The organism is Limnohabitans sp. 2KL-51 (genome assembly GCF_003063645.1).
GTDB lineage: Bacteria > Pseudomonadota > Gammaproteobacteria > Burkholderiales > Burkholderiaceae_C > Limnohabitans_A.
Genome location: NZ_NESJ01000015.1, coordinates 132457 through 141523, shown reverse-complemented (window position 1 = coordinate 141523; position 9067 = coordinate 132457). Strand labels below are relative to the sequence as shown.

Sequence of the window (9067 nt, the reverse complement as noted above, 5' to 3'; positions counted from 1 at the left end):
CGATTTACGATCCACGCTTCCTTCCCACGTTCGGTCACCCTCACGCAGTTGCGTTTCACTTTGCTCACTGTGACCAGCTCGCAGCGGGACTTGCACCCGCAGGTGTGCGCCCATGCTGGGCGCACAATAAAAAAGCCCTCCGAAGAGGGCTTTTATATATGTGCAACTTGTGCTGACATTTGGTTGCGGGGGCCGGATTTGAACCAACGACCTTTGGGTTATGAGCCCAACGAGCTACCAGACTGCTCCACCCCGCGGTATCTCAGAATTATACCTTACTCAGCTGCTGCATCAGCTGGTGTTGCAGCGCGATCGACCAACTCAACCAAGGCCATCGGTGCATTGTCACCCACGCGGTATCCCATTTTCAGGATGCGTGTGTAACCACCAGGACGCTTGGCAAAACGTGGGCCCAAATCGGCAAACAATTTGACGACGCTGTCACGGTCACGAAGGCGGTTAAAAGCCAAGCGTTTGTTGGACAAGCTGTCTTCTTTGGCCAAAGTGATCATCGGCTCAATGACGCGACGCAGCTCTTTGGCTTTAGGGAGTGTCGTTTTGATAACTTCGTGCTCGATGAGCGAATTCATCATGTTGCGCAGCATGGCGAGGCGGTGCTCGCTGGTGCGGTTCAATTTACGGAGGCCGTGTCCGTGGCGCATGGTGCTTACCTTTCTTTATTAAACAGGCAGCCGTATCAGGTACTGCCCGTGCACACCCCGGAGTTAACCGGGAACTTCAAATTATCGCTTTTCCAGACCTGCTGGTGGCCAGGCTTCGAGCTTCATACCCAAAGTCAAACCACGCGAAGCCAGAACTTCCTTGATTTCGTTAAGTGACTTTCGACCCAGGTTAGGGGTCTTGAGCAACTCGTTCTCGGTACGCTGAATCAGGTCACCGATGTAGTAAATGTTTTCTGCTTTGAGGCAATTGGCCGAGCGAACGGTGAGTTCGAGTTCGTCCACAGGGCGCAACAGGATCGGATCGAAACTGCCTGCACCACCACGCGCAGCAGGTGCATCAAAGGCGGACAGCTCGCTGCCTTCCAGTTGTGCAAACACTGCCAGCTGCTCTACCAAGATCTTGGAAGATGCGCGCACAGCGTCTTCGGCTGAGATGGCACCGTTGGTTTCGATTTCAATGACCAACTTGTCCAGATCGGTGCGTTGCTCCACACGTGCGCTTTCAACGGTGTAGCTCACACGCTTGACGGGCGAGAACGACGCGTCAAGCACAATACGGCCCAATGCTTTGGTCGGCTCGTCGGCATAGCGGCGCATGCTGCCGGGCACATAACCACGGCCTTTTTCGACCTTGATCTGCATGTCCAACTTGCCACCTTGCGACAGATTTGCAATGACGTGATCAGGGTTGATGATTTCAACATCATGCGGTGTCTGGATGTCGGCAGCCGTTACCGGACCTTCACCATCTTTTCGCAAGCTGAGCGTGACTTCATCGCGGTTGTGCAGCTTGAACACGACACCTTTGAGGTTCAACAGGATGTTCACTACATCTTGCTGCACACCATCGATGGATGAGTATTCGTGCACGACACCGGCAATGGTCACTTCAGTGGCGGAATAACCGACCATGGAAGAAAGCAAAACACGGCGCAGCGCATTGCCCAAGGTGTGGCCGTAGCCGCGCTCAAAAGGTTCCAACGTGACTTTGGCACGGTTGGTAGCCAGTTGTTCGACCTGGATTGCTTTGGGTTTCAACAGATTGGTTTGCATTCAGACTTCCTCTCAATACCCTCGGTTCGTTACACCGGTAAGGCTGATGAAGCACCCGACCCACAATGCCTTGTGCGTCGGGAACGATTGAAACAACGTATTAACGTGAATACAGTTCGACGATCAACGATTCGTTGATGTCGGCACCAAATTCGTCGCGGTCAGGCACTTTCTTGAAGGTGCCTTCTGCTTTATCAGCATTCACTTCGACCCATGCAGGCATGCCAACTTGAGCGGCCAATTGCAGCGCCTCAACCACACGATTTTGCTTTTTGGATTTTTCACGAACAGCCACCACATCACCGGCCTTGACCAGGAAAGAAGGGATGTTCACAGATTGGCCGTTCACGGTAATGGCTTTGTGAGAAACCATTTGACGGGCTTCTGCACGTGTCGAACCGAAGCCCATACGGTAAACCACGTTGTCCAGACGGCACTCGAGCAAGGCCAGCAGGTTGGAGCCTGTATTGCCCTTACGGCGGTCAGCTTCGGCAAAGTAGCGGCGAAACTGCTTTTCGAGCACACCGTACATGCGTTTGACTTTTTGCTTTTCACGCAATTGCAGACCATAGTCCGACGTGCGCTGGCCAGAAGTGCGCCCGTGTTGGCCTGGCTTGGAGTCAAATTTACACTTGTCCGCAATGGAGCGACGTGCGCTCTTGAGGAACAGGTCGGTGCCTTCACGGCGGGAAAGTTTGGCCTTGGGGCCGAGGTAGCGTGCCACTTGATTTTCCTTTATGCAGCTGCCGCATCAACAAATGCGGGAGCCAGGCGATGCAAGCATGGCCTGGCGGTGGGCTTGGTTTGAAGTTAGATACGGCGGCGCTTTTGAGGGCGGCAGCCGTTATGGGGAACCGGTGTCACATCGGCAATCGACGTGATGCGGATGCCCAATGCACCCAAGGCACGAACCGAGGATTCGCGACCAGGACCGGGGCCCTTGATCTCGACGTCTAGGTTTTTAATGCCTTGTTCTTGCGCAGCACGGCCAGCCACTTCAGAGGCGACCTGAGCTGCAAAAGGTGTCGATTTGCGCGAACCCTTGAAACCCTGACCACCCGATGAAGCCCACGACAAGGCGTTGCCCTGGCGATCGGTGATCGTGATGATGGTGTTGTTGAACGAAGCGTGCACGTGAGCAATACCATCAGCAATGTTCTTGCGGACTTTTTTGCGGACACGTTGTGCGGCGCTGTTGGATTGTGCTTTTGCCATGGTGGTCTCTCAATTCTGCTTATTTTTTCAGCGCCGCAGCACCTTTGCGCGGACCCTTGCGAGTACGTGCGTTGGTACGTGTGCGCTGACCGCGCATGGGCAAACCGCGACGGTGGCGGAAACCACGGTAGCAACCAATGTCCATCAAACGCTTGATGTTCATGGTGGTTTCGCGGCGCAAGTCACCTTCAATGGTGAACACTGCGATCTGGTCGCGAATTTTTTCCAAGTCTGCGTCGGTCAGGTCCTTGATCTTCTTCGAATAAGCGATGCCGGAGGCCTCGCAAATTTGTCGAGCGCGGGTGCGACCAATACCGAAAATGGCGGTCAAGCCAATTTCAGCATGTTTGTGCGGCGGAATGTTGATGCCAGCGATACGTGCCATTTTCGTCCTCTAAAACTAATTCAATCAGCCTTGACGCTGCTTGTGACGTGGATCGGTGCAGATCACACGAACAACGCCTTTACGGCGGATGACTTTGCAGTTACGGCAAATTTTTTTCACCGAAGCAGAAACTCTCATGGTTCTCTCCTAAAACTCATCGATACCCAGACTTCTCAGACCAGGTGAAAAATATGGCCCCTCGCCACAGCTCAGGGTTCATTACCAAACTTTCAACAAGCCAGTCAGGACTTGAAGCTCGCCTTTTTCAGAAGCGAATCGTACTGTTGTGACATCAAGTAATTTTGTACTTGAGCCATGAAATCCATGGTCACGACCACAATGATCAGCAGAGAAGTGCCGCCAAAGTAAAACGGAACATTGTATTTCAGAATCAAAAATTCAGGCAGCAAACACACGAAAGTGATGTAAGCGGCGCCGACTGCGGTCAAACGTAACAAGATCTTGTCGATGTATTTGGCTGTTTGGTCACCCGGGCGAATGCCAGGAATGAATGCGCCACTTTTCTTCAGGTTATCGGCTGTTTCACGGCTGTTGAAAACCAACGCTGTGTAAAAGAAGCAGAAGAAAATGATGGCTGCAGCGTAAAACATCACGTAAATCGGCTGGCCTGGCGCCAATGCGCTGGCCACATCCTTGAAGAACCGAACCACACTGCTTTCAGATGTACCGGAACTGAACCAGCCAATCAGTGTGGCAGGCAAAAGAATGATAGAAGAAGCAAAGATCGGGGGAATCACACCAGCCATGTTCAACTTGAGTGGCAAGTGTGAAGATTGACCACCGTAGACCTTGTTGCCCACCTGGCGGCGTGCGTAATTCACAAGGATCTTGCGTTGGCCGCGCTCGACAAATACCACGAAGTAAGTGACCAAACCCACTAACACGATGATCAACACCGAGATCAGCGGATTCATCGCACCGGTACGCACCAGCTCGAACAAACCACCCAGTGCGCTAGGCAATCCTGCAGCAATGCCAGCAAAGATGAGAATCGAGATACCGTTGCCCAAACCACGCTCTGTGATCTGCTCACCCAACCACATCAAGAACATCGCTCCGGCAGTCAAACTGACCACTGCCGTCATACGAAAGCCCATTCCGGGATTGATCACCAAACCAGCAGATGCTTCTAACGCAACGGCAATACCGAAAGACTGGAACAGTGCCAAACCCAAAGCACCGAAACGTGTGTACTGGGTAATCTTGCGACGACCCGATTCCCCTTCCTTCTTCATTTGCTCAAACATGGGGACCACGTAAGTCATCAGCTGCATCACAATGGAAGCAGAGATGTAGGGCATGATGCCCAAAGCAAAGATGGTGAAGCGAGACAAAGCACCGCCTGAGAACATGTTGAACAAGCTCAGGATGCCGCCCTGTTGACCGTTAAACAACTGCTTGAGTTGGTCAGGATCGATGCCGGGCACAGGAATGTGCGCCCCAATGCGGTAGACCACCAACGCCAACAACAGGAAGACCAGTCGACGACGCAAGTCACCGTACTTGCCTGCTTTGGCTGTTTGATTAGCGTTGGTTGCCACGTTGTGTCTCGTCCATCAAGTTTCAGGCCACGGTGCCACCGGCAGCTTCAATGGCTGCCTTTGCACCTGCAGTTGCACCGATGCCAGTCAACTTGACAGCCTTGGTCAACTCACCCGTGTTGATCACTTTGACCACTTTGGCCATTTGTGAAACAAGACCGGCTTGCTTCAGTGTCAAAACATCTACTTCAGCCAAGTCCAAACGGGACAAGATGGTCAGTGTGATTTCTGCGTTGTACTTCAGCAAATGTGATTTGAAGCCGCGTTTGGGCAAACGGCGCTGCAAAGGCATCTGACCGCCTTCGAAACCGACTTTGTGGTAACCACCCGAACGGGATTTCTGACCTTTGTGACCACGGCCTGCTGTTTTACCCAGACCGGAGCCAATACCACGGCCAACTCGGCGAGGTGCGTGCTTGGAGCCTTCTGCAGGCTTGATGCTATTGAGTTCCATCATCGGCCTCTTAGAGAACTTTGACCAGATAGCTGATCTTGTTGATCATGCCGCGCACTGCAGGCGTATCCTGCAGCTCACTCACGGAGTTGAGCTTGCGCAGACCCAAGCCACGGACAGTGGCGCGGTGCGAAACTTTGGTGCCAATTGGGCTACGAACCAATTGGACTTTCACGGTTGATTGTGTCGTCATGTTCGATCTCCGGTTCAGCCGAACAGCTCTTCAACGGACTTGCCACGCTTGGCAGCCACGTTGGAGGCTGTTGTGCAGTTGGACAAGGCGTCCAATGTGGCACGAACCATGTTGTAGGGGTTGGATGAACCGTGGCTCTTGGCCACGATGTCCGTGATGCCCACCACTTCAAACACAGCTCGCATAGGACCGCCAGCGATGATGCCAGTACCTTTGGGTGCTGGTGCCATCATCACATGGGCAGCGCCGTGATGACCAAACACTGCGTGGTGAATCGTGCCGTTTTTGAGGTGCACTTTGGCCAGGTTGCGACGGGCTTCTTCCATCGCTTTTTGCACGGCTGCTGGCACTTCTTTCGATTTGCCCTTGCCCATGCCCACCTTGCCATCGCCGTCACCGACCACAGTCAACGCTGCGAAACCGAGGATACGGCCGCCCTTGACCACCTTGGTCACGCGGTTCACCGCGATCATCTTTTCGCGCAGACCGTCTTCGGGACCGTCGCTCTGCGGTTTTGCTGTAAATTTAGCCATTTTTTACTCCGATCCGTTTAGAACTGCAGACCTGCTTCACGGGCTGCTTCGGCCAAAGCCTTGACACGACCGTGGTAAGCGAAACCTGCGCGGTCGAACGCGACCTTCTCAACGCCAGCAGCTATTGCTTTTTCAGCAATGCGCTTGCCAATGACGGTGGCTGCGGCGGTATTGCCGCCTTTGCCTGCTGCACCCAATGCCGAACGCACTTCGGCTTCGGCGGTGGAGGCGCTGGCCAACACTTTGGTTCCACATCCAGAAATAACGCTGGCGTAGATGTGCAAGTTGGTGCGGCTCACGCTCAAACGGGCCACGCCTTGCTGTGCAATGCGGATGCGTGTTTGGCGTGCACGACGCAGACGCTGCTCTTTCTTGGTCAACATGGTGCAGCTCCTTATTTCTTCTTGGTCTCTTTGATCGTGATCTTCTCATCCGAATAACGGATGCCCTTGCCTTTGTAGGGCTCAGGAGGACGAACAGCACGGATCTCAGCAGCAATTTGGCCAACACGTTGACGGTCAGCACCCTTGATCACGATTTCAGTCGCGGTTGGAGTGGCCACCGTGATGCCAGCAGGCATGTCGATGTTGACCGGGTGTGAATAACCAACAACCAGGTTCAATTTGGCACCGGATGCTGCCGCCTTGTAACCCACGCCGACCAGGTTCAACTTCTTCTCGAAGCCCTTGGTCACGCCATTCACCATGTTGTTCACCAGCTGACGCATGGTGCCACTCATGGCATTGGCTTCGCGTGACTCATTGGCTGGGGCAAAACTCAATTTGCCACCTTCGTTGGTCACAGTCACCAGCATGTTGGAAGCGATGGCCAATTGACCACCCGAACCCTTGACACTGATCTGATCTTGTTTAACTGACACATCCACACCAGCGGGGATGGTCACAGGCATTTTTCCTACGCGGGACATTCTTTTTCTCCCTTTAAGCGACGTAGCACAGCACTTCGCCGCCGACACCGGCTGCACGTGCTTTGCGATCGGTCATCACGCCTTGGGGGGTGGTGACGATGGCCACGCCCAAGCCGTTTTGGACTTGAGGAATAGCATCACGACCCTTGTAAACACGCAGGCCGGGGCGGCTCACGCGTTCAATACGTTCGATAACCGGACGGCCAGCGTAGTACTTCAGGGCGATTTCGAGGGTGGCTTTGCCATCTTCGGTTTTGACTTGGAAGCCATCAATGTAGCCTTCATCTTTCAGCACTTGGGCAATGGCCACCTTCACTTTGGATGAAGGCACCATCACGGCGGCTTTTGCCACCATTTGTGCGTTGCGGATGCGGGTCAACAGATCGGCAATAGGATCACTCATGCTCATGTTGTTATCTCCTGCCGATTACCAGCTGGCCTTGGTCACGCCCGGGATATGGCCGGCAAAGGCCATTTCACGGATCTTGGCGCGACCCAGACCAAATTGACGGAACGTACCACGTGGGCGACCGGTGATTTCACAGCGGTTGCGTTGGCGGGTCGGGTTGGCGTTGCGCGGGAGCTTTTGCAGACCCAGACGGGCAGCTGCACGCTCTTCATCGCTGCGCTTGAAATCGTTGGCGATGGCTTTAAATTCCGCATATTTCTTTGCGTACTTGGCTGCCAATTTTTCACGCTTGAGCTCGCGCTCGATCAAAGCTACTTTAGCCACGTGACACCTCAGTTCTTGAAGGGGAAGCGGAAAGCTGTCAAAAGTGCTTTGCACTCTTCGTCAGACTTGGCCGTGGTGGTGATGCTGATGTTGAGACCGCGCAAGGCATCGACCTTGTCGTACTCAATCTCAGGGAAAATGATCTGTTCTTTGACGCCGATGTTGTAGTTACCACGACCATCGAACGCACGACCGGAAATACCGCGGAAGTCACGGACTCGGGGCAGCGCCACGGTCACGAAACGGTCCAGGAATTCATACATCTGAACCCCGCGCAGAGTGACCATGCAACCAATCGGCTGCATTTCGCGAATCTTAAAGCCGGCAATGGCTTTCTTGGCCTTGGTCACCACAGGCTTTTGGCCTGCAATCTTGGTCAAGTCGCTCACTGCGTGGTCCATGACTTTCTTGTCAGCGACCGCTTCAGACACACCCATGTTCAAGGTGATCTTGGTGATGCGAGGAACCTGCATGGGCGACTTGTAGCCAAATTTGGCGATCAAGTCAGCTGCGATTTTTTCGCGGAAGAGTTGTTGCAAACGTGCCATGCTCATGCCACCTTGATTTCTTCGCCGCTGGACTTGTAAACACGTACGCGTTTGCCGTCAGCCTGCAATTTGACGCCCACGCGATCTGCCTTACCCGTTGCGGCATTGAAAATGGCCACATTGGATTGGTGAATCGGCATGGCCTTTTCGATGATGCCGCCAGTTGTGCCCTTCATGGGGTTTGGCTTGGCGTGCTTTTTAACGATATTGATACCGTCGATCAACACATGGGAATCGGTTGCGCGGGCAGTCACTTTGCCGCGCTTACCCTTGTCCCGACCTGTGATGACGATGATTTCATCGCCTGTGCGAATCTTGTTCATGGCGCGTCCTTACAGTACTTCAGGAGCCAAGGACACGATCTTCATGAACTTCTCGGTACGCAGTTCACGCGTGACCGGGCCGAAGATGCGGGTGCCAATAGGCTCCAACTTGGCGTTCAGCAACACGGCTGCGTTGCCATCGAATTTGATGAGGGAGCCATCGCCACGGCGTATGCCTTTGGCAGTGCGAACCACCACAGCACTGTAGATCTCGCCTTTTTTGACGCGACCACGCGGGGCAGCTTCTTTGATGCTCACTTTGATGATGTCGCCAACACTTGCATAGCGACGCCTGGACCCGCCGAGCACCTTGATGCACAGCACGGACTTGGCGCCGGTGTTGTCGGCCACATCCAACCGAGATTCTGTCTGGATCATTTCTTTGTTCCCAACTTGTATTCCTTGCAAGCAAGCCGAAAAGCCAACCTGCAGGAATCAGTCTTGGACCCGTCATACA

The 9067-nt window shown here is 53.8% G+C and carries 17 protein-coding genes and 1 tRNA gene; all 18 read right to left on the bottom strand.

What is annotated here, in order from left to right; all coding sequences use genetic code 11:
- Positions 1-180 precede the first annotated feature (180 nt).
- The 18 genes from B9Z49_RS16235 to rplN all read right to left on the bottom strand — a co-directional run bounded on the left by B9Z49_RS16235 (position 181) and on the right by rplN (position 8988).
- A tRNA-Met gene (locus tag B9Z49_RS16235) sits at positions 181-257 on the bottom strand.
- An 18-nt stretch (positions 258-275) separates the two neighbouring features.
- Entirely contained in the window at positions 276-662 is a 387-nt protein-coding gene (gene rplQ / locus B9Z49_RS16230) for a 50S ribosomal protein L17 (protein ID WP_108354468.1), read from the bottom strand.
- Positions 663-743: 81 nt separating this feature from the next.
- On the bottom strand, positions 744-1736 hold the full coding sequence (rpoA, locus tag B9Z49_RS16225; protein ID WP_108354467.1) for a DNA-directed RNA polymerase subunit alpha: 993 nt from the start codon (positions 1734-1736) through the stop codon (positions 744-746).
- Between the two features lie 100 nt (positions 1737-1836).
- A complete protein-coding gene (gene rpsD, locus B9Z49_RS16220) occupies positions 1837-2460 on the bottom strand; it encodes a 30S ribosomal protein S4 (protein WP_108354466.1) in 624 nt (207 codons plus the stop codon).
- An 86-nt stretch (positions 2461-2546) separates the two neighbouring features.
- Complete coding sequence (gene rpsK / locus B9Z49_RS16215; RefSeq protein ID WP_019427456.1) at positions 2547-2951, bottom strand: 30S ribosomal protein S11; 405 nt, start codon at positions 2949-2951, stop codon at positions 2547-2549.
- A 19-nt stretch (positions 2952-2970) separates the two neighbouring features.
- On the bottom strand, positions 2971-3336 hold the full coding sequence (rpsM, locus tag B9Z49_RS16210; protein ID WP_019429278.1) for a 30S ribosomal protein S13: 366 nt from the start codon (positions 3334-3336) through the stop codon (positions 2971-2973).
- A 24-nt stretch (positions 3337-3360) separates the two neighbouring features.
- On the bottom strand, positions 3361-3474 hold the full coding sequence (gene rpmJ / locus B9Z49_RS16205; protein ID WP_028820150.1) for a 50S ribosomal protein L36: 114 nt from the start codon (positions 3472-3474) through the stop codon (positions 3361-3363).
- 104 nt (positions 3475-3578) lie between these two features.
- The gene (gene secY / locus B9Z49_RS16200; protein WP_108354465.1) at positions 3579-4898 is read right to left on the bottom strand and encodes a preprotein translocase subunit SecY; all 1320 of its coding nucleotides are present in this window, start codon (positions 4896-4898) and stop codon (positions 3579-3581) included.
- 22 nt (positions 4899-4920) lie between these two features.
- Positions 4921-5352: a 50S ribosomal protein L15 gene (rplO, locus tag B9Z49_RS16195; protein WP_108354487.1), complete on the bottom strand. Its 432-nt coding sequence runs from the start codon at positions 5350-5352 to the stop codon at positions 4921-4923.
- A gap of 10 nt (positions 5353-5362) precedes the next feature.
- Positions 5363-5545: a 50S ribosomal protein L30 gene (gene rpmD, locus B9Z49_RS16190; RefSeq protein ID WP_019429275.1), complete on the bottom strand. Its 183-nt coding sequence runs from the start codon at positions 5543-5545 to the stop codon at positions 5363-5365.
- Positions 5546-5559: 14 nt separating this feature from the next.
- Positions 5560-6078, bottom strand: coding sequence for a 30S ribosomal protein S5 (rpsE, locus tag B9Z49_RS16185; RefSeq protein ID WP_108354464.1), 519 nt, complete (start codon positions 6076-6078; stop codon positions 5560-5562).
- Positions 6079-6095: 17 nt separating this feature from the next.
- A complete protein-coding gene (rplR, locus tag B9Z49_RS16180) occupies positions 6096-6461 on the bottom strand; it encodes a 50S ribosomal protein L18 (protein ID WP_108354463.1) in 366 nt (121 codons plus the stop codon).
- An 11-nt stretch (positions 6462-6472) separates the two neighbouring features.
- Complete coding sequence (gene rplF, locus B9Z49_RS16175) at positions 6473-7006, bottom strand: 50S ribosomal protein L6 (protein ID WP_108354462.1); 534 nt, start codon at positions 7004-7006, stop codon at positions 6473-6475.
- 13 nt (positions 7007-7019) lie between these two features.
- On the bottom strand, positions 7020-7415 hold the full coding sequence (rpsH, locus tag B9Z49_RS16170; RefSeq protein WP_062407198.1) for a 30S ribosomal protein S8: 396 nt from the start codon (positions 7413-7415) through the stop codon (positions 7020-7022).
- 18 nt (positions 7416-7433) lie between these two features.
- Positions 7434-7739, bottom strand: coding sequence for a 30S ribosomal protein S14 (rpsN, locus tag B9Z49_RS16165; protein WP_108354461.1), 306 nt, complete (start codon positions 7737-7739; stop codon positions 7434-7436).
- Between the two features lie 8 nt (positions 7740-7747).
- Complete coding sequence (gene rplE, locus B9Z49_RS16160; RefSeq protein ID WP_108354486.1) at positions 7748-8287, bottom strand: 50S ribosomal protein L5; 540 nt, start codon at positions 8285-8287, stop codon at positions 7748-7750.
- A gap of 2 nt (positions 8288-8289) precedes the next feature.
- Positions 8290-8610, bottom strand: a complete 321-nt coding sequence (gene rplX, locus B9Z49_RS16155; RefSeq protein ID WP_108354460.1) for a 50S ribosomal protein L24 — start codon at positions 8608-8610, stop codon at positions 8290-8292.
- A gap of 9 nt (positions 8611-8619) precedes the next feature.
- Positions 8620-8988 carry a 50S ribosomal protein L14 gene (rplN, locus tag B9Z49_RS16150; RefSeq protein WP_108354459.1) on the bottom strand — a complete coding sequence of 123 codons (369 nt, stop codon included), beginning with the start codon at positions 8986-8988 and terminating at the stop codon, positions 8620-8622.
- Positions 8989-9067: the final 79 nt, after the last annotated feature.

What these genes read in the sequence shown, in the direction of transcription:
- rpoA (WP_108354467.1), bottom strand. Translation starts at nt 1,736, where the DNA reads ATGCAAACCAATCTGTTGAAACCCAAAGCAATCCAGGTCGAACAACTG.
- rplE (WP_108354486.1), bottom strand. Translation starts at nt 8,287, where the DNA reads ATGGCACGTTTGCAACAACTCTTCCGCGAAAAAATCGCAGCTGACTTG.
- rplR (WP_108354463.1), bottom strand. Translation starts at nt 6,461, where the DNA reads ATGTTGACCAAGAAAGAGCAGCGTCTGCGTCGTGCACGCCAAACACGC.
- rpsK (WP_019427456.1), bottom strand. Translation starts at nt 2,951, where the DNA reads ATGGCAAAAGCACAATCCAACAGCGCCGCACAACGTGTCCGCAAAAAA.
- rpsM (WP_019429278.1), bottom strand. Translation starts at nt 3,336, where the DNA reads ATGGCACGTATCGCTGGCATCAACATTCCGCCGCACAAACATGCTGAA.
- rplX (WP_108354460.1), bottom strand. Translation starts at nt 8,610, where the DNA reads ATGAACAAGATTCGCACAGGCGATGAAATCATCGTCATCACAGGTCGG.
- rplN (WP_108354459.1), bottom strand. Translation starts at nt 8,988, where the DNA reads ATGATCCAGACAGAATCTCGGTTGGATGTGGCCGACAACACCGGCGCC.
- rplQ (WP_108354468.1), bottom strand. Translation starts at nt 662, where the DNA reads ATGCGCCACGGACACGGCCTCCGTAAATTGAACCGCACCAGCGAGCAC.
- rpmD (WP_019429275.1), bottom strand. Translation starts at nt 5,545, where the DNA reads ATGACGACACAATCAACCGTGAAAGTCCAATTGGTTCGTAGCCCAATT.
- rpsE (WP_108354464.1), bottom strand. Translation starts at nt 6,078, where the DNA reads ATGGCTAAATTTACAGCAAAACCGCAGAGCGACGGTCCCGAAGACGGT.
- rplO (WP_108354487.1), bottom strand. Translation starts at nt 5,352, where the DNA reads ATGGAACTCAATAGCATCAAGCCTGCAGAAGGCTCCAAGCACGCACCT.
- rplF (WP_108354462.1), bottom strand. Translation starts at nt 7,006, where the DNA reads ATGTCCCGCGTAGGAAAAATGCCTGTGACCATCCCCGCTGGTGTGGAT.
- rpmJ (WP_028820150.1), bottom strand. Translation starts at nt 3,474, where the DNA reads ATGAGAGTTTCTGCTTCGGTGAAAAAAATTTGCCGTAACTGCAAAGTC.
- rpsH (WP_062407198.1), bottom strand. Translation starts at nt 7,415, where the DNA reads ATGAGCATGAGTGATCCTATTGCCGATCTGTTGACCCGCATCCGCAAC.